This window comes from Paraburkholderia sediminicola, assembly GCF_046026675.1.
GTDB lineage: Bacteria > Pseudomonadota > Gammaproteobacteria > Burkholderiales > Burkholderiaceae > Paraburkholderia > Paraburkholderia sediminicola_F.
This window is the reverse complement of record NZ_JAQQEY010000002.1, coordinates 4052880-4072456: the sequence shown is the minus strand read 5'-3', so window position 1 is coordinate 4072456 and position 19577 is coordinate 4052880. Positions and strand designations below refer to the sequence as shown.

The window sequence follows — 19577 nt, the reverse complement described above, 5'->3', positions numbered from 1 at the left end:
CGCCGCGAGATTATTCAGGCCGCTTCGCGATGAAGTCGATTTCGACCAGCGCGTCGCGCGCGAGCGCGGTGACACCGATGCAGGTTCTGGTAGGCAGCGCATCGGCGGGGAAATAGGCGCGGTAAGTCTCGTTCATGGCCGCGTAGTCGCGTTTGAACTCCGTCAGGAAGATGCGTACGGCGACCACGTGTTTCAGCCCCAAGCCGACGCCTTCCAATACGAGCACGAGGTTGTCCATCACCCGTTTAGTCTGCGCAACGACGCCTTCCGGCAGCAGCGCGGCATCGTCGGTGGGCGAGGTCGGCATCTGGCCGGTGAGGAACACCCATCCGTCGGCTTCGGTGGCATGCGAGAACGGTCCGACTGGGGTCGGGGCGGACGGGATCATCCAGAAGGCGGGGGATGGGCTCATGGGGGTAGTCGGCGTGGAGGGTCGGTCGGGCTAGGTTAACCGATCAAAATTTTGACGTCGGCAGTTTGCCCGCACCGCTGCTTGTTTTACCCGCTTGCCGGTACTCAAGTACTCAAGTTTCAGCGGTGAGCCGCGGCCGTCTGTCGGGCCGCGGATGCCATGTGCCGCGCGCCGTTAAACCAGCCCGGTCATGTAATACACCGCGATCACAAAGAACACCGCCATCGTCTTGATGACTGTCACCGCGAAAATATCGCGATACGACTGACGATGCGTCAAACCAGTTACCGCCAGCAGCGTAATCACCGCGCCATTATGCGGCAGCGTGTCCATGCCGCCGCTCGCCATGGCGACGACACGGTGCAACACTTCCATCGGAATATGCGCGGCTTCCGCACCCTTGATGAACGTATCGGACATGGCCGCGAGCGCAATGCTCATACCGCCCGATGCCGAACCCGTGATACCCGCCAGCGAACTCACCGAGACGGCCGCATTCACGAGCGGATTCGGAATGCTTTTCAGCGCGTCGCTGACCACGAGGAAGCCGGGCAAGGCCGCGATCACGCCGCCAAAGCCATATTCCGACGCCGTATTCAACGAAGCCAGCAACGCGCCCGCCACCGCGGCCTTGGTGCCGACCGCAAAACGCTCGCGCACGCGGCCGAACGCCGTCACTACGACCATCACGATACCGAGCAGCAGCGCGCCTTCGACGGCCCAGATCGCGACCACGCTCTTGATCGTCGTCGTGACCGGTGCATGGATGCCCGGCAGGATATCCGGTGCGATGGTGTACGACGCGCCGTACCAGTTCGGGATCCAGCGCGTCAGCAGGAAGTTCGCTACGCCGACCAGAACCAGCGGCGCAACCGCGAGCAACGGATGCGGCAGTTGCTTCGATTCGACGCGCTCCGGCTCATTGACGAGATCCGTGCCATAGCCTTCGCCCGTCGCCATTGCCGCGCGGCGGCGCCATTCCAGATACGTGAGACCGACCACGATGATGAACAGCGAGCCGATCACGCCAAGCGTGGGAGCGGCCCAGGAGGTCGTCTTGAAGAAGGTGGTCGGGATGATGTTCTGGATCTGCGGCGTGCCCGGCAGCGAATCCATCGTGAACGAGAACGCGCCGAGCGCGATCGCACCAGGCATCAGGCGTTTCGGAATATTGCTCTGACGGTACAGCTCGGCCGCGAACGGATACACCGCGAACACCACCACGAACAGCGAGACACCACCATAAGTGAGCAGCGCGCACACCGCGACGATCACCGCATTCGCACGCGAGCGGCCGATATAACGGATGGCCGCGGCCACGATCGACTCCGAGAAACCGGAGAGTTCGATGACCTTACCGAACACCGCGCCCAGCAGAAAGACGGGGAAATAAAGCTTCACGAAGCCGACCATCTTCTCCATGAAGATGCCGGAGAACACCGGCGCGACGGCGCCCGGATCGGTCAGCAGCACCGCGCCGAGGGCGGCGATCGGCGCGAACAGAATGACGCTGTAGCCGCGATACGCGGCAAACATCAGAAACGCCAGCGCGGCGAGGACGATAACAAAGGACATTGAGTCTCCAAAGCTTGGTTGTTCTACGTGTACGCCGTCCCGATGAGTGCGACGGCCCGGCGCCCGCAAATGCAGATTCCATGCCACGCACGCCGCAACGGCCTGTCCGTTGATTTCACAGGCCGAAGTTCGAAACGTGATGCGGCCGATTGTACCCAAACGTCTCTAAAACGGGACGCAAATCCTCCGAACACAGGCTGAATTGAGGTTAAACCCTTATGTGGAAAGCTTCTTATCGATCTCATCGATGAGATATGCTTGTCTACGAAATGAGACAAGCATAAATAAAAACGATAGCCGGAGACAGCGACACCATGATGAACGACTGGGCGGGCCTTCCTGCCACCTACGGTGACGTACTCCGCCGGGCGATGGATTCGCTCTTCCGCACGTTCGAAAACTTCAGCGAAGGCACCTTCATTGTCGACGCCGAGGCGCGCGTCGTCTGGATCAACAAGCGCTACGCGGCGCGCTTCGGTTTTTCGGACCCGGAGCAGGCGATCGGCCGGGACTGCGAGGAGGTGATTCCCAACAGCCTGATGCGCGAGGTCGTGAAAACCGGCAAACCGATTCTGCTCGACATCCTCGAAACGGGCCGCGAGCCGCTTGTCGTGACGCGGCTGCCGTTGAAAGACGACGCGGGTGAAACGGTCGGCGCGGTAGGTTTCGCGTTGTTCGATGAACTGAAGGCGCTCACGCCGCTTTTTTCCCACTATTCGCGCGTGCAGGAAGAGTTGATCGCGACGCGCCAGTCGCTCGCACAGGCAAGACGGGCGAAGTACACGTTCGGCAGTTTTGTCGGCACGAGCGCGGCCAGTCTCGAAGTGAAGCGCCAGGCGCGTCGCGCCGCGCAACTCGAGTCGCCGGTGCTGTTGCTCGGCGAAACCGGCACGGGCAAGGAACTGTTGGCGCATGCCATTCACGGTGGATCGGCGCGGGCGAATTGGCCGCTCGTGACCGTCAACGTGGCGGCGATTCCGGACACCTTGCTCGAAGTCGAATTCTTCGGCGCCGCGCCCGGCGCCTATACCGGCGCCGACCGGAAAGGACGGGTCGGCAAATTCGAACTTGCGAACGGCGGCACACTGTTTCTCGACGAAATCGGCGACATGCCACTGCCTTTGCAGGGCAAACTGTTGCGTGTGCTGCAGGACAAGGAGTTCGAGCCGCTTGGCTCGAACCGGATCGTGCGCGCGGACGTGCGGATCATCGCCGCGACCTCGGCCGATTTGCCGGCGCTGGTCGCGGCGGGACGTTTTCGCGCGGACCTGTTCTATCGGCTGAATGTGTTGACGATCCAGGCGCCGGCACTGCGCGAGCGTTCGTCCGATATCGAAGCGCTTGCTTACGCGATGCTTGAGGACCTGTCGGCGCAAGCGCGCGGCGCCAGTCACTTCGAATTGCAAGACGATGCATTGCGGCTGCTGTGTTCGTACGGGTGGCCCGGCAATGTGCGCGAGCTGCGCAATACGCTGGAGCGGGCAGTGGTGCTCTCGGACAGTGAGCGCATCGATGCGCGTGCGCTGGCGCCGTTCATCGGTCCGGCGCAAAGCGGACATCGTCTGCTTGTATCCACTGGCTCTGAAGCGCACGCTTCAGACGCCACCGCGGAGGCGCCCGAAGCCATGTCGTGGAGCGACGCCATGGCCGCGTTCGAAAAGCGCTTCCTCGGCGACGCCTTGCGCGCCAACGGCGGTCGCGTAATCGAGACGGCCATGCAGATCGGCATGGGCCGCGCGACGCTCTACAAGAAGATCGCGGCATACGGCATCGAGGTGTGACGAAGTCGGCGACATCGCGTGACGCAGTGCAATTGCCGCGTGGCACAATCGCGTGATCGAAAAACAAGACGTGATCGGGGTTTCAAATGAAACGCAGTCTCTCCTCTTTCGCGCGCGGTGCCTGTGCCGCGCTGGCGCTTCCCGCAATCGCCATGCTGAGCAGTTGCAGCAGCAGCGCGCCGCTGTTTCTGTCGGACGGCCGCCCAACTACGCTGGTCCAATGTCCGGCCGGCTCGGACTCCTGCTCGCAGCAGGCAAACGCGGCGTGCGGCGGCGCTTTCGACGTCGTGCGCCAGTCCAGCGACAACGGTACGCTCAGTCTGATTTACGCCTGCCGGGCGAAATGACGCCACGCCGGCCGATGGCTGGCGTGATGCCCGCGATTGACGCTTTCCTTCCTTGATCCCGCCGCTCGGCCATGACGGCGGGCTGTCTTTGTCCCCCTCGCTTCGCATATCTCGTATAACCAGACCAAATCGGCCATGCGGCGAGCGGCGTCATGCAAAAAACATATGACCGTCATAAATATCTGGCTCTAATGTGCATTTGCTGAAACGGTCACGATGCGCAATGAATATTTATCGAACCGCTTCGAGATTATTATTTTTACCGCTTGCGCTGATAAAAAAGCGCTCAATTTCCGCCGTCAAGCCAAGTCGGTGCGGCATCTAACGGAACGCGAAGTTTCGCCGCAGTATCCTCATCTGGCCGGCTCACAATCAAAAACAATTTGCAGGTTTTGCCGGTTTTGCGGCGACCCGAATTATCAGCTTCAGAAAAATTTTCCGTTTCAACGGAGCTTCTGGAGTAATCGGGGCACGCTTTATGCTTTTAAACTGGTTCAATGAGTTATTCCGGGGAAAGCAATGAATCACCTCCAACTCGAAAAAGATATCGAACACCTTGAAAATGTAATCACGCATATTTCCGCTGAAGACCGCATCCCGCTGTCGTACTGGCGCGGCCGCATTAATTCGGTGTCCGGGGCGGCACTGGTGCCGGCGCAGGCTAGTCGCGTCAAACGGCTCAATGCGGCCCTCGCCGCACTGGAGAACCGGCAGAAAGCGTAACTGTTCATGGTGGAGGGTGACGTGTACCGTCTGATCGGGTAACGTTTCCGGCAGAAATTAGGGAACGTAACACCTAAGAATTCAGGAGGAGCATGCAACCAGCAGGACTTTCAGCCACCCGGCTGACGGCGCTCACGAACGCCATGCAAGGCTATGTGGAACGCGGCGAAGTGGCGGGGGTCGTTTCGCTGGTCTGGCGGCGCGGTGAAATCGGCTACTTCGAGCCACTCGGCCTGCGCGATGAAGCGGCGCAATTGCCCATGGAGCGCGACACGCTGTTTCGCATCGCGTCGATGACCAAACCGGTGACGAGTGCGGCGATCCTGATGCTGATCGAAGAGGATCGGCTTGCGCTCGACACGCCAATCTCATTGTGGCTGCCGGAGCTGGCTGCGCCATCCGTGTTGCGCGACCCCACTGGCCCACTCGACGAAACCCATCCGGTCAGAGCGCCACTTACCGTGCTCGATCTGCTTACGCATCGGGCCGGCTTTGCTTATCACTTCACCGCCACCGGACCGTTGGCCGAAGCGTACGCGGCGGCCTTCAACGGCATTGAAGCGCGCGGGGATGCCAGCGCGTGGCTGGGGCGTATAGCCAGCTTGCCGTTGATGTTTCAGCCCGGCTCGCGCTGGCATTACGGCATCGCGACCGACGTCCTCGGCGTGCTGATCGAGCGCGTCAGCGGCATGCGGCTCGGTGACTTCTTCCGGACGCGGATTTTCGAACCGCTCGGCATGCGCGATACGGCGTTCTGGGTGCCTGACGCGCAACTCACGCGTTTGGCGACGGCGTATGGCGTCGAGGCGGGCACGCGGCGGCGCGTGGTCGAAGATCATCCGTCGGCGAGCCGCTGGGCGAATCCCGACCGGTTCCAGAGCGGCGGCGGTGGCCTTGTCTCGACAGCGCAGGACTATCTGCAGTTCGCGCAACTGTTGCTAGGGCGTGGACGCGTCGGCTCGACACGTCTGCTGTCGCATCGCTCGGTCGATTTGATGCGCTCGAATTTTCTGACCCGCGACCAGCGGCGCGTGCCGGCGTTCGGTCATGTGCTGTGGGCCGGCCAGGGCTTCGGCCTCGGCTTGTCCATCGTCGACGACCCGGCGCAGCAGTTGCCGCTCGGCTATCGCTCGATGGGTTCGTTCGGTTGGCCGGGTGCGTATGGCACGAGCTGGTTCGCCGATCCGGTGGAGGACCTGATCGGTCTGATGCTGATTCAGCGGCGTGCTGTCGAACCCTTCCCAATGTCGGTCGATTTCGAGCGCCGCGTGTACGATGCAATTGACGATTGAGTGCGTGGCCTGCAGCAGTTGAGCGGGCGGCCTTGAACGGCGGTCAGTCAGGGTGCACTCTGAGCGGACCGTCGTGCGCGGGCCGCCCTGCGCGGGCCGCTCTATCCGGCACTTTATTCATCTGATAGTGTCCGCACTGCAGTTCGTCAAATCGATCGGAGTACCCGCCATGGCCTCATATAAACAGTTGACTGCTCAGCTCGAAAAGCTCCATAAGGAAGTCGCGGTGGCGCGCGAAAAGGAAATCGCGCAGGCGATTGCCGAGATCAAGCAGAAGGTCGTCGAGTACGATCTGACCGCGGAAGAGCTGGGTTTTACGGGCAAGCGCGCTGCGGTACGCAAAGCGCCTTCGGTAGCCAAGTACCGCAACCCAAAAACCGGCGAGACGTGGAGCGGCCGTGGCCGTTCGCCTGGCTGGCTCGCCGGCAAGAATCGCGAGCGCTTTCTGATCGAAGGCTAAAGTACGTTTCGTACCATGGCGCTTGCGCTCGCAACGTGCCGAATTTTTCTGAAGTGAAGTTGCGTCGGGTTTTTCTCGCACCGCTGAGAGGGTCCCGAAAACGCTCACCTTTCGCGTGAGCTTGCAGCGCGCGCCGTGGGTTTCGCGAGGCGCCTCGCACCAGGATGCGTTGTTTCGGTGACCCTGGTTTTTGTCGGATGACGCACCTTGCGGTGCGATCACCCCGGCTGTCCCTCGTGGTGTCACAACCTTCTCGAAACCCGCACCAGCCTTTGCTGGCGGGCGTTCCCTGGCTATGCGAAGAATCGCGTAGTCCATCGTTCGATTCTCATACGGTCTTTTCCGCGGACTTTGCAACGCTGCTGAACCTCGCGCCGTTGGTGCGTGTGTGGCCTTCTGTGCGTTCACCTTTCGTCTCGATTCGAGGCTCGCCATCGCGAGTCCCGAAAAGTCTCACCTTTGTGCTCGTCCGTGTGCGCGACTCTGCGCGCCATCCAATGTGCTGCCTGATGCGCCCGGGCAAACCCGGAGATGAGTTCGCCTCATACCCCGGATCAAAACTCATCGATACATGGTCGCGAAGACCGCGCAGCACAATCGGTCATCCACTCACCCTCGACGGAAAGACCATGAGCGTATCGACGGACAAACAACTCTTTATCGGCGAAGGATTCGAAGGCCCCGGCGTCAATCTCGCGCATATCAACGTATTGGTCGGCCCGCGCAACGGCCCCGCAGGGCAGGCCTTCGCTACGGCATTGGCGACGCCTTCAGCGGGGCACGCGCCGTTTGTCGTGATCGCGCGACCGGGTGTGCCGACCAAGCCGTTGACGCTCTATGTGAACAAGGCGCAGATCGGCAGCGACTTCCATGGCAACGCGACGTGGGGTGCTTCGCAGGCCGGCATCGCGAGAGCCGTGGCCGAATCGCTGGAGAACGGCACGTTGCCGCCCGAAGCGGAGAACGATTGGGTGGTGGTGTCCGCGAATTGGGTCAATCCGGCCACCGACGATCTCGACGCCGTCTTCGAGAACAACTACCGCGCGTGCAAGAACGCAATTCTCGCGGCTATGAAGGGTCTGCCGCATCGCGATGAAGTGTTCGCCGCCGCGCGCGACGTATCGAATCCGTTCTACACCCCCAAACAACGCTAATCACACGTAACGCAGTTCGCGCGCCGTGAGGGGCGCGCTGCTGCGTGCGCTACTGAACGTGATCAGGAAGGAGACAAGCACTATGGAATATATTCGCCTCGGCCACTCGGGTCTGAAGGTTTCGCGTTTGTGCCTCGGCACGATGAACATGGGCACGCCGCAATGGAAGCCGTGGATCTTCGACGAAGCGCAGAGCGAGCCGATCGTGCGCCACGCGCTGGAAGCCGGCGTCAATTTCATCGACCTCGCCGATTTCTATTCGACCGGCGTGGGTGAAGAAGTGGTGGGCCGCATTCTGAAGCGCATTGCGCGGCGTGAAGAGATTGTCGTGACGACCAAGGTCGGCTACGACATGGGCACGTATCAGAACGCCGGCGGCCATTCACGCAAGCACATCATGGACGGCATCGATGCATCGCTCACGCGCCTGGGTATGGATTACATCGATATCTACATGCTGCATTTTTTCGACGTGAACACGCCGGTCGAAGAAACCATGGGCGCGCTGAACGATATCGTGTGCGCGGGCAAGGCTCGTTATATCGGCGTATCGACGATGTACACGTGGCAGTTCGCGAAGATCATGCAGGTCTGCGAGCGCAACGGCTGGCACAAACCCATCAACATGCAACTGCAGTTGAACCTGGCCTACCGCGAGGAAGAGCGCGAGATGATTCCATATTGCCTGGATCAGGGCGTCGGCGTGTCGGTGTTCAGTCCGCTGGCGCGTGGTCTGCTCACCTGCGATCCGAACTCGACGCGTAACCAGACCGATTTCTTCACTGCGCAAATGTACGGCGATACGGCATCTCGTGAGATTGCTGCTTCGGTGGCGCGCGTGGCGGCGCGGCGTGGCGTGTCGGCTGCGCAGATCGCGCAGGCGTGGGTGCTGAACCATGGCGGCGTTGTCAGCATGCTGGTCGGTGCGGACACACCCGCGCAATTCGATAGCGCGCTTGCCGCGCTCGGCACGAAGCTCAGTGCCGACGAACTGTTCGAACTCGAACGCAACTACACGCCGTGCGATCTGATCAACGACTACACCGCGGGCAAACGCATCGCTCGTGAAGCGCGGCTTGCGCAAGGCACGTTCGTCGAGAACCTGGAGAAGGCAGCATGAACGAGTTTCTTCGAACCGGACATTACATTGGTGGTGAGTGGTACGACAGCGCCAGTACCTACCCCGTGCTGAATCCCGCGACCGGTGAAGTCATTGCACAGGTGGCGAAGGGCGGCGCGGCGGAAACGACGCAGGCCGTCGCCGCAGCCGGGCGGGCCTTTCCCGCGTGGCGCGCGATGACGGCGAAGGAGCGCGGCGCACGTGTAAGGCGCTGGGGCGAGTTGATGCTGGAACACCGGGATGCGCTGGCCGAGTTGCTGACCCTCGAACAAGGCAAGCCGTTGGCTGAAGCGCGTGGCGAGGTCGGCTATGCGGCGAGCTTTTTCGAATGGTTCGCGGAAGAGGCCAAGCGCGGCTATGGCGACGTGATTCCCAGCCCGAACCCGAACGCGAAGATCATTGTGACGCGTGAGCCGGTCGGCGTGGTCGCGGCGATCACACCATGGAATTTTCCGCTCGCGATGATCACGCGCAAGGCCGGGCCCGCTCTCGCGGCAGGCTGCACGATGGTGCTGAAACCCTCGGAGGAGACACCGCTTTCCGCGTTCGCACTCGCCGTGCTGGCGGAGAAGGCCGGCGTTCCGCCCGGCGTATTCAATATTGTCTCCGGCGACGCGGTGGCGATCGGCGGTGTGCTGACTGAGTCGGAAGTCGTGCGCAAGCTGTCGTTCACCGGATCGACGCGAGTGGGCAAGCTACTCGCGAAGCAGTCCGCGGACACGTTGAAGAAGCTGTCGTTGGAACTGGGCGGTAACGCACCGTTCATCGTTTTCGACGATGCCGATATCGACGCGGCTGTCCAAGGCGCCATGGCCTCGAAATTCCGCAACACCGGGCAGACCTGCGTGTGTGTGAATCGCTTCTACGTGCAGGACGGTGTCTACGATGCGTTCACGCAGGCGCTGACCAAAGCCGTGCGAAAAATGCGCGTGGGCAATGCGTTGCAAGGCGAGGTCGAGCAAGGCCCGCTGATCAATGCGGCGGCACTGAAGAAAGTGGAAACGCATGTCGCCGATGCGCTGAAAAGAGGCGCGAAGGTGCTGACCGGCGGCAAGCCGCATGCGCTTGGCTGCACGTTCTATGAACCGACGGTGCTGGTCGATGCATCGAAGTCGATGCTGATTGCCGAGGAGGAAACCTTTGGTCCGGTGGCAGCGTGCTTCCGCTTCAAGACGGAAGACGAAGCCATCGCTGCCGCCAACGACACGCCGTTTGGCCTCTCCGCCTATTTCTATACACGCGATCTCGCACGCGCCTGGCGCGTTGCCGAAGCGCTGGAAAGCGGCATGGTTGGCATCAACGAAGGGATTCTGTCCACCGAAGTCGCGCCGTTCGGTGGCGTCAAGCAATCCGGACTCGGCCGCGAAGGCTCGAAATACGGCCTCGATGAATACACCGAACTGAAATACATGATGATGGGCGGCCTCGGCCGCTAGCCCCCGCATCGAGCGTTTACGCGTCCGCCTCGCGCCGCACGTAGGCGAGGTGGACGATGCAGCCCTGCGCACAAAAAGCCGGTCACACGCCGGTCGCGCAAGGGTTGTCCACACAACGAAGGAGACAGCGTGAGCAATCAGGAACTCCGGGCCGCCCCTCTCGGCCTCGCCCCCACTTTGCCGTCCGCCGCCGCGGCACCGGCGCACGGCCCCATTTCTCTCGACGACGTTCCGCTGAACGCGTTCCACATCAAGATTGCCGGGCTGACGTTCGGCGCGCACTTCACTGAAGGCTTCGCACTCGGCACGATCGGCTATGCGCTGGCGTCGCTGAATCGCCAGATGCCGCTCGACGCGTTCTGGATGGGCATGATCGGCAGTTCCGCGCTGATGGGCATCTTTGTCGGTAGCCTCGTGTTCGGCTGGTTGTCGGATCGTCTGGGACGGCAGAAGATCTTTCTGTTGAGCTTCCTGATCATCACTGCAGCGGCGTTCGCGCAGTTCTACGCGAGTTCGCCGTTCGAGTTGTGTTTGCTGCGGGTGTTGATCGGCTTCGGCATGGGCGGCGATTTCGCGGTTGGACATGCGATCCTCGCCGAATTCTCGCCGCGCAAACATCGCGGCACCTTGCTCGGTTCGTTCAGCGTGGTGTGGACCATCGGCTATGTAGCGGCAAACGTGCTCGGTATGCACTATGCCGATGCGTCACCCGATGCGTGGCGGTGGCTGCTTGCGTCGGCGGGCATTCCGGCGCTGATTGTGCTGGTGTTGCGCATGGGCACGCCGGAGTCGCCGCGTTGGCTGCACGGCAAGGGGCGCGTTGCCGAAGCCAGGGCGATCGTGCTCAAGCATTTCGGCCCGAACGTGACGCTCGATGGCGGCGACGATGAGCATGCGCAAACGCATGGCGGTTTCATGCGCCTGTTCAAGAAGGATCTGATCCGCAGAACGGTTTTCAACTGCGCGTTCTTTGTGTGTCTCGTGATTCCGTACTTTGCGATCTACACATTCCTGCCGACCATTCTGAAGGCGATTCATTTGAATGACGGCTCGGGCGCGGACTTACTGCTGAACAGCTTCCTCGTGCTTGGCGCGCTGATCGGCATCTGGCTCACGATCAAGTTGTCGCGTCGCATGTTTCTGATCGGCTCGTTCGCGGTGACGTGTGCGTCGCTGGTTGCGTTGAGCTTGCTGCCGGAGTCGGCGACGCTCGCGATGATCGTCGCATTCGCGATCTTCACTCTGACGATGTCGGCGTTCTCGAATCTGGTCGGCGTGTTTCCGCCCGAGTGTTTTCCCACGGAAGTGCGCGCGTGCGGTGTTGGGCTTGCGATCGCGTGCAGCCGTCTCGGTTCTGCCGTCGGTACGTTTCTGCTGCCGCTCGGCATCCTCCACCTGGGTTTCCACGCGACGATGATGGTGCTTGCCGTCGTACTGCTGATCGGTATGGTGGTGTCGATCGCCTGGGCGCCCGAGACAAAGCACTTGACGTTGAACGAAGCTAGCGGCGCGTAACGCGTTCCCGCATCTCCATAAAACCCGCCGCACTGGCAACGGTGCGGCGGGTTCTTCTATTTGGGCCCCCCAACCTGAATTCGGTCCCTCTCCAAGATTTTTTCAGAATAGTCCTATTCATTACCTCTGTCCAAAACCCATCCGTCAGAAACATCTCATGTGCTGTAGGGGAAGTCCTACTCAAATCAGAATTGTCCTAGGTACTCGCGCCATCCCGAATCTTAATATTGGTTTGCGCCTGAACGATAGGCCAATGATTCGAAGCAAAGACCGCCATTTTCCCGGCGTAGAACATTGGAGCGCCCAGGGGCAAATGGCGAGTCTTACCGAATATCGATTCGCCGTTGATTCAATCAATTTCTTAACTCACTGGAGCAGCAAACATGAAATCAATCCTCCCCGCAATCGCGATCGCAACCGGCGGACTGTTGGGCCTCGCATCGTTCGGCGCCGAAGCGGCGGACGGCACGATTACCTTCACCGGGACCGTCTCAGACACCACGTGCTCGATCAACGGCACGGCATCGGGTTCGCCCGCTGACCTCGCAGTTGTTCTGCCGACGGTTTCTGCAGGCACGCTGGCCGCGCAAGGCGCAGTTGCCGGTACTTCGAGCCCGACCGACATCACGCTCGCATTGAGCGGCTGCTCGGGTGCGGCTACCAAGGCGATCGCCGCCTTCGAAAACGGCTCGACCGTCGACCAGACCACGGGCTATCTGACGAACCAGGCTGTGTCCGGCCCGGCGTCGAATGTGGAAGTTCGCCTGCTTAACGCTTCGCTGCAACCGATCAACGTCACGACCGGCTTGAACAACGATATGTCGGCCAATAGCGCGACGATCAACGGGGGCAGCGCGAATCTGAAGTACTTCGCGCAGTACTACGCCACGGGCAAGGCAACGCCGGGCGCAGTGAACACGTCTGTGCAATACACGATGCAGTATCAGTAAGCAATAAGCCTGGGCGTTCGCTTCGGCGAACGCCTTTTTGACGGCCATTTTTCGAGATTATTTTCAAAGGTGATTGTGATGAAGTTGCTGAAAAAAATGACGATGGGGATCGGTTTTGCATGTGCGCTACTCGCTGGCAGCGCACATGCAAGCGTGACGATCGGTGGCACGCGAGTGGTGTATCCGCTCGAGCAGCGCGAAGTCACAGTCAAGCTGGATAACGATAGCCACAATCCCTCGCTCGTACAGGTATGGATGGACGACGGCAACGCGGATGCGAAACCCGGCGAGATCAAGGTGCCGTTCGTGATTACGCCGCCGATTTTCCGCATGGACCCGAAGAAAGCGCAGACGCTGCGCGTGATGTACAGCGGCGAAGCATTGCCGCAGGATCGCGAATCGGTTTACTGGCTCAACGTGCTCGACATTCCGCCGAAGGCAAACGGCACGGCCGACGCCAACTCGCTTCAATTGGCCTATCGCACGCGCATCAAGGTGTTTGTGCGTCCGGCCAAATTGCCTGGCAAACCTGAAGATGCACCGGCGCAATTGAGCTGGAAAGTAGTTGCATCGCCGGATGGCAAGGGCGAAGCCGTGAGCGTGTCGAATCCAACGCCGTACTACGTGTCGTTTAGCGAAGTCGATGTCGAAAGCGGTGGCCATACCTTTAAGAACGAACAGGGCGGCATGGTTGCGCCACGCGCATCGGTTGTATTGCCTGTCGCAAAGATGAATGGCGTACCGGCAGGCGCAAAGGTTCACTACACCGCAATCAGTGATTACGGCGGCGCCCTCAACGGCGACGCGACGCTCGGCCAATAGACCGCACCCGCTTGTCGGTCGGGCGACAGCCTCCGCCCATAGCTCAACCCCTTCTCGACCACGGCGTGTGTTGCACAGGCAACGCACGGGGACGACGCACGCCTGTCGCAGACATTGGAAGTCAGTTAGATCATGAAACTCTCACCTCGTCATCAGTCACATGCTCGCACCAGTGAATCCTCTGGTCCGTTCGGCTTGAGCCCCGTCGCCGCGGTTGTACTGTCGGTGTTCGCGGCGCTGGGTGGTGCCCAGTCGGCGAGCGTGGATGCAGCTGAAACCGATAAAACCAATACCGCTGTCCAGTTCGACACGACGTTCTTGCGCACCGACCCGAAGCAAACCGTGGACGTCTCGCGTTTCACTCGCGGCAACATGGTGTCGCCGGGCGTGTATTCCGTCGACCTCTGGGTGAACGATGTTCGTGTGGCACGTCAGGATGTTCGTTTCGTGGCCAGTGGCGAAGACAAAGGCGCGCGTCCGTGCTTCAGTCGACAGATGCTGGAAACACTCGGCGTCGATTTTGCCAAGGTTGGTGCTGTTGCCGGCGCGACAGCGCAGGAACATGCGGCAGCCGCACCGGGCGTCGCAAATGACACACATGATGCCGCGGGCGCAACTACTGATGCGATTGCCACCAAACCGTCCGACCAAGGCGTCGGTGCCAATGCAGACGAATGCGTCGATCTGGCCGCCATGGTGCCGGACTCCAGCGTCGACTTCGACTTTTCCGAACAGAAGCTCACGCTGAGCGTGCCGCAGAAATTCATGCGCAACGCCGCGCGTGGCTATGTGCCGCCCGAGATGTGGCAAGACGGCGTGAACGCGGGTTTCGTGAGCTACAACGCGAATACTTATCGCACCGATGGCTCGGGCATGCACTCGACGCAGAGCTATCTGGGCTTGAACGCTGGCGTGAACATTGGCGCGTGGCATTTCCGGCATCAATCGTCGGTCTCGCAGGCGACGGGCCAAGGCACGCGTTTCGACAATATCGCGACCTATCTGCAACACGACGTTGCCGCGCTGAAATCGCAGGTGACAGTGGGCGACGGCTACACGACGGGCGATGTGTTCGACAGCGTGCAGTTCCGCGGCGCACAGATTGCCACCGACGACCGCATGCTACCCGAATCGCTGCGCGGCTATGCACCGGTGGTGCGTGGCACGGCGGAATCGAATGCGCGTGTGACGGTTCGTCAGAACGGCCAGGTGATCTATGAAACCAGCGTGTCGCCGGGTCCGTTCGAAATCACCGACCTGTATGCGACTGGCTACGGCGGCAACCTCGATGTGACCGTCACTGAAGCCGACGGCCGCACTAGGACCTTTACCGTGCCTTATGCCGCAGTTGCGCAGTCGCTGCGTCCGGGCACCACGCGGTTTTCGGTCACGGCCGGTGAATTGCGTAACTCGACGCTCGACACGAAGCCGAATTTTGCGCAGTTCACGTTGCAGCGCGGTCTCACGAACATGGTGACGGCCTACGGCGGCGGCGTGGCCGCGAACGGCTATGTGGCAGCAGATCTCGGCGCCGCGCTTAACACGAAGGTCGGCGCGTTTTCCGCCGACGTGACGGGCGCGCAGACCCAGGTGCCGAACCAGAGCACGATGCGTGGCACCAGCTTGCGCATCGGCTATAGCAAGTTCATCGATCCGACTGATACGAACATTTCGGTCGCTGCCTACCGTTATTCGACTGCAGGCTTCATGAATCTTGCGGATGCGGCATCCGTGCGCGATCTCGCGATGCACGGCGGCGACACGAATTCGGTCTATCGCCAGCGCAACCGTTTCCAGGTCACGGTCAACCAGAATTTCAAGGAGCACGGCACGGTGTTCCTGAGTGCTTCCGCGCAGCAGTACTGGAATCAGGGCGGCAGCGATACGTTCTATCAAGCCGGTTACACCAACAGTTTCAAGTATGGGACCTACAGCATTACCGCTGGACGCACGCGCAACGCGGACGGATCGATGTCGAACCAGTACATGGTCAGCACGACGCTTCCGCTTGGCCATAGCCAGCATGCACCGCTGCTGTCGACGAACCTCTCGAACTCGAGCGGCAACACGAATCTGCAGGCGAACCTGAGTGGTTCGTTGGGCGAGAACAACCAGTACTCGTACAACGCGTACGGCACTTACGGCGCCGGCAACGGCAACAGTTCTGCAAACACGGGCGTGAGCGGCAGCTACCGCGCGCCGTATGCGCAGATGACGGCATCGGCCAGCGCCGGCTCGAATTCGAGCCAGGCGTCAGCCGGCATTAGCGGGACGGTCGTCGCGCATCCGGGCGGGGTGACGTTCTCGCAGACCGTGGGCGACACGTTCGGCATCGTCGACGCGCCGGGTGCTGTCGGCGCAAACGTGACCAGCGCGCCGGGCGTCAAGGTCAACAGCCGCGGCTATGCGGTTGTGCCTTACCTCACGCCGTATGGCATGAACACTGTCGATATCGATCCGAAGGGCACGTCGACCGACGTCGAATTCGAATCGACTTCGGAGCAGGCGGTGCCGCGTCTCGGCTCGGTGGTGATGCTCAAGTACAAGACGGTGAGCGGGCGCGCCGCGCTGATTCGTGCGCCGCAATTGGGCGACAAGGCGCTGCCGTTTGGTGTGGATGTGTTGGATAGCAGCGGTAAAACTGTTGGCGTTGTTGCGCAGGACAGCCGGATTTTTGCGCGCGGCCTGGAAGACAAGGGCGCGTTGTTCGTGAAGTGGGGTTCGGCTGCTTCGGAGCAGTGTCGGATTGATTATGTGTTGCCGAAATCGACGGGTAAGGCGGGGGCGGCATACATGGCGGTGGAAGGGCATTGCGTAGGTGGTGCGCCAGACCAGTCGATGGACGAGTTAAAGCGAGTAGCAACGGGGATCCATCATGCAAGTTACGAGTAAAGAGGTAATCATGAATTCCACTAAAGCAATGACTACGGGCCGCGAAGATGGCATAAAGCTAATTGGCAAGCGTAGTGTCAAGCATGTTGGCGCGTGGATGCTGCAGACACTATGTGCCGGCTTGCTGATGTTGTGCTCAATCCATGCACAGGCTGACTACGTTCACCTGCCTTACAACAAAGGTTGGACCGCCAACTTCGATAACCTGTCGTTCTCCGCTTCGTTTTCTGCGTCGCGGGATGTGCCCGTAGGCACCGTGTTGCAGAGTGTCAACGCCGACGGCAAGATTAGCTACTCTAACACCTGTCCGGTCACCAAGACGGTGACTGTCTCCGGTACGCCGGTTCCTGGTATGGCAGATACCTACCAGACGAACGTGCCGGGAATTGGCGTGCATTTGTACGTGACAGCAGGGTGGTCCGGCGGTAACTACACCTCTGTACCGTCAACCGAGGTCTTGGGTTTATCCTCGAGCGGACCGACCAATTTTTATACTAGAGCCGACCTGGTGGTGACCGGCCCTATCGGTAACGGTACGCTAACGACGCTGCCAAGTATGACCATAAGCTATAGCGGAACCTGCATCGACGATCCCAACTACATTTCGCCCCATATGCAGGCACTTAATCCCGGCACGACGATCATCGGCCGCACCTGCAGCGTGACCACGCCTTCTGTCGATGTCACCCTGCCGACAGTTTTCCCGAGCAATCTCGCCACGGGGTCTGCTGGTGCGACTCCGTTTAGCCTCGGTGTGAACTGTACGCAAGGAGTTACGGTCAAGGTAACACTGACCGATGCATCAAATGCTGCGAACACGTCGACAACGCTGAGTCTCGCGCCCAACTCTTCGGCAGCGGGCGTGGGTCTGCAGATACTCTCAGGATCGACGCCGATTGCGTACGGGCCTGACTCCGCCGTCGCAGGGAATGTGAACCAGTGGACCGCAGGCACCACGACAGGCGACCCGATGAACATTCCCTTTACGGTCCGGTACATCCGGACGACGGGAGCCATCACGCCCGGCACGGTGAAAGGCGCGGCCACTTTCACGATGTCGTACCAGTGATGTTAGCGGGGGGCGGTGATCTGCCGCTCTCCCACCCAGCTTCCGCAGCGAACCCTCTCGCCGCCTCTGTCCCCCAACTCCGTTTCTCCTACGCCCGTCCCCATGACGTGTATCATTCGCACCTTGCGCTGTTCTGCGCTGGCGATTCCCGTATTGTCGAACGCTCGTTCGTGACCTGTTTCCGGCGCGGTCGAGTTGCCTTGTGATGCGGGTCACCGACCCAGCTCCCGCAGATCGACGCCGCCGCGCCAGACGTGGCAGACCAGAGGCCACAAGCTTCCGAAGACCGCCCGAACCCCTATCCGTGACCGCCAGACCCGATGTCAGTCTCTGAACTCAAACGCCGCCGCACGTTCGCGGTCATTTCCCACCCGGACGCGGGCAAGACTACGCTCACTGAAAAGCTGCTGCTGTTCTCGGGCGCGATCCAGATCGCCGGCACCGTGAAGGGCCGCAAGAGCAATCGCTACGCGACCTCCGACTGGATGGAGATCGAAAAGCAGCGGGGCATTTCGGTGGCCAGCTCGGTGATGCAGTTCGAGTACGGCGACGCCGTGATCAATCTGCTCGACACCCCAGGCCACGAAGACTTCTCCGAAGATACCTACCGTGTGCTAACTGCGGTCGATGCCGCTGTGATGGTGATCGACGGCGCCAACGGTGTCGAAGCACAGACGCTTAAGCTGCTCGAAGTCTGCCGCAGCCGCAAGACGCCGATCGTCACCTTCATCAACAAGCTCGACCGCGAAGTGCGCGAGCCGCTCGAACTGCTCGACGAAATCGAACAGCATCTGGGGGTGGCTGCCGTGCCATTCACGTGGCCGATCGGTATGGGTAAGGACTTCCAGGGCGTCTACGACATACAGCGCGACCAGGTGCGCTTGTTCCGCGCCGGACAGGATAAGGCGGGCGGCGACGTCGAAACGCTGCATGCGCCGAGCGACGAAGAAGGCGAACGCCGCTTCGGTCATGCCTGGGTCAAGGCGAAGGAAGAGATCGACCTGATTACCGGCGCGTCGCCTGATTTCGATCGCGAGCAGTTCCTGGCGGGGCAGCAATCGCCGGTGCTGTTCGGCTCGGCGATCAACAACTTCGGCGTGAAGGAAATTCTCGACGCACTGGTTGACCTGGCGCCGCCGCCGTCGATGCGGATGACGGTTCAACGTCCGGTGCTGCCCGACGAGCCGAAGTTCACCGGCGTCGTGTTCAAAGTGCAGGCGAACATGGACCTGGCGCACCGCGACCGCGTGGCGTTTATTCGCGTGTGTTCGGGGCATTTCGAACGCGGCATGGCCGTGAAGGTGACGCGCACGAACAAGACGTTCCGCGCGAATAACGTGGTGACGTTCCTGTCACAGCGCCGTGAGACGGTCAGCGAGGCGTATCCTGGCGACATCATCGGTATCCCGAATCACGGCACGCTGAGCCTCGGCGATACGTTGACTGAAGGCGAGCTGCTGCAGTTCGTCGGCTTGCCGTTCTTCGCGCCGGAAATTTTCCAGACGGTCGAAGTGGTTGATCCGATGCGCGCAAAGCAGCTCGGCGAAGCGCTGAAGCAACTCGGCGAGGAAGGCGCGATTCAGGTGTTCCGTCCGGAAGTCGGCGGCTTGATGATTCTTGGCGCGGTGGGTCAACTGCAGTTCGAAGTGGTGTCGCACCGCTTGTCGACGGAATACAAGGTCGACGTGCGGATGGCGCCCGCGCGCTATCGCATGTCGCGTTGGGTGACCTGCGACGATGCAGCCGAACTTCGCCGCTTCACCGATTCATACGCCGCGCGGATTGCGCTCGATGCATCGGATGCGCCGACGTATCTGGCGTCGCATGTCTCCGAGATTGAAGTCGCGCAGAAGGCGTGGCCGAAGATTGTCTTTAATGAATTGCGCGAGCACTCGGGTGCGCCGTTCAAGAAGGCGATGTAGGCGCGTATACGTCGCATGGGTGTGGTTGCCCGCCGCGCCGGATAGGATTGCATCAACTTCAAAGCAAAAGGCCGCGTCACGTGACGCGGCCTTTTGCTTTTCGGGCA

General features: G+C 60.9%; 17 protein-coding genes. 15 read left to right on the top strand and 2 right to left on the bottom strand.

Going from position 1 to position 19577, the window contains the following annotated elements; translation table 11 throughout:
• Positions 1-10: 10 nt before the first annotated feature.
• A complete protein-coding gene (locus tag PQQ86_RS37860; RefSeq protein WP_408279120.1) occupies positions 11-412 on the bottom strand; it encodes a RidA family protein in 402 nt (133 codons plus the stop codon).
• A 174-nt stretch (positions 413-586) separates the two neighbouring features.
• Positions 587-1987, bottom strand: coding sequence for a GntP family permease (locus PQQ86_RS37855; protein WP_169488037.1), 1401 nt, complete (start codon positions 1985-1987; stop codon positions 587-589).
• Between the two features lie 314 nt (positions 1988-2301).
• Between PQQ86_RS37855 and PQQ86_RS37850 the strand changes: the two genes are divergently transcribed.
• From PQQ86_RS37850 to PQQ86_RS37780, 15 genes are all read left to right on the top strand, one after another.
• Entirely contained in the window at positions 2302-3768 is a 1467-nt protein-coding gene (locus PQQ86_RS37850) for a sigma-54 interaction domain-containing protein (protein ID WP_408279114.1), read from the top strand.
• Positions 3769-3854: 86 nt separating this feature from the next.
• Positions 3855-4115, top strand: coding sequence for a hypothetical protein (locus PQQ86_RS37845; protein ID WP_408279110.1), 261 nt, complete (start codon positions 3855-3857; stop codon positions 4113-4115).
• A 216-nt stretch (positions 4116-4331) separates the two neighbouring features.
• Positions 4332-4616: a hypothetical protein gene (locus tag PQQ86_RS37840; RefSeq protein ID WP_408279108.1), complete on the top strand. Its 285-nt coding sequence runs from the start codon at positions 4332-4334 to the stop codon at positions 4614-4616.
• A gap of 18 nt (positions 4617-4634) precedes the next feature.
• A complete protein-coding gene (locus PQQ86_RS37835; protein ID WP_408279105.1) occupies positions 4635-4838 on the top strand; it encodes a hypothetical protein in 204 nt (67 codons plus the stop codon).
• Positions 4839-4930: 92 nt separating this feature from the next.
• Positions 4931-6130, top strand: a complete 1200-nt coding sequence (locus PQQ86_RS37830) for a serine hydrolase domain-containing protein (protein ID WP_408279102.1) — start codon at positions 4931-4933, stop codon at positions 6128-6130.
• Between the two features lie 169 nt (positions 6131-6299).
• Entirely contained in the window at positions 6300-6590 is a 291-nt protein-coding gene (locus tag PQQ86_RS37825) for an H-NS histone family protein (protein ID WP_408279099.1), read from the top strand.
• Between the two features lie 629 nt (positions 6591-7219).
• Positions 7220-7744 carry a formaldehyde-activating enzyme gene (fae, locus tag PQQ86_RS37820; RefSeq protein ID WP_175049670.1) on the top strand — a complete coding sequence of 175 codons (525 nt, stop codon included), beginning with the start codon at positions 7220-7222 and terminating at the stop codon, positions 7742-7744.
• A gap of 82 nt (positions 7745-7826) precedes the next feature.
• Positions 7827-8864: an aldo/keto reductase gene (locus PQQ86_RS37815; protein ID WP_408279096.1), complete on the top strand. Its 1038-nt coding sequence runs from the start codon at positions 7827-7829 to the stop codon at positions 8862-8864.
• Complete coding sequence (locus PQQ86_RS37810) at positions 8861-10300, top strand: NAD-dependent succinate-semialdehyde dehydrogenase (RefSeq protein WP_408279093.1); 1440 nt, start codon at positions 8861-8863, stop codon at positions 10298-10300. Before PQQ86_RS37815 ends, PQQ86_RS37810 begins: the two co-directional genes overlap by 4 nt.
• A 129-nt stretch (positions 10301-10429) precedes the next feature.
• Complete coding sequence (locus PQQ86_RS37805) at positions 10430-11815, top strand: MFS transporter (protein ID WP_408279090.1); 1386 nt, start codon at positions 10430-10432, stop codon at positions 11813-11815.
• A 383-nt stretch (positions 11816-12198) separates the two neighbouring features.
• Positions 12199-12765 carry a fimbrial protein gene (locus PQQ86_RS37800; RefSeq protein WP_408279087.1) on the top strand — a complete coding sequence of 189 codons (567 nt, stop codon included), beginning with the start codon at positions 12199-12201 and terminating at the stop codon, positions 12763-12765.
• Positions 12766-12843: 78 nt separating this feature from the next.
• Entirely contained in the window at positions 12844-13587 is a 744-nt protein-coding gene (locus tag PQQ86_RS37795; RefSeq protein ID WP_408279084.1) for a fimbria/pilus periplasmic chaperone, read from the top strand.
• 132 nt (positions 13588-13719) lie between these two features.
• Positions 13720-16479, top strand: coding sequence for a fimbria/pilus outer membrane usher protein (locus PQQ86_RS37790; RefSeq protein ID WP_408279081.1), 2760 nt, complete (start codon positions 13720-13722; stop codon positions 16477-16479).
• A gap of 10 nt (positions 16480-16489) precedes the next feature.
• Entirely contained in the window at positions 16490-17548 is a 1059-nt protein-coding gene (locus PQQ86_RS37785; protein ID WP_408279078.1) for a fimbrial protein, read from the top strand.
• A gap of 320 nt (positions 17549-17868) precedes the next feature.
• Positions 17869-19470, top strand: coding sequence for a peptide chain release factor 3 (locus PQQ86_RS37780; RefSeq protein WP_408279075.1), 1602 nt, complete (start codon positions 17869-17871; stop codon positions 19468-19470).
• Positions 19471-19577 lie beyond the last annotated feature (107 nt).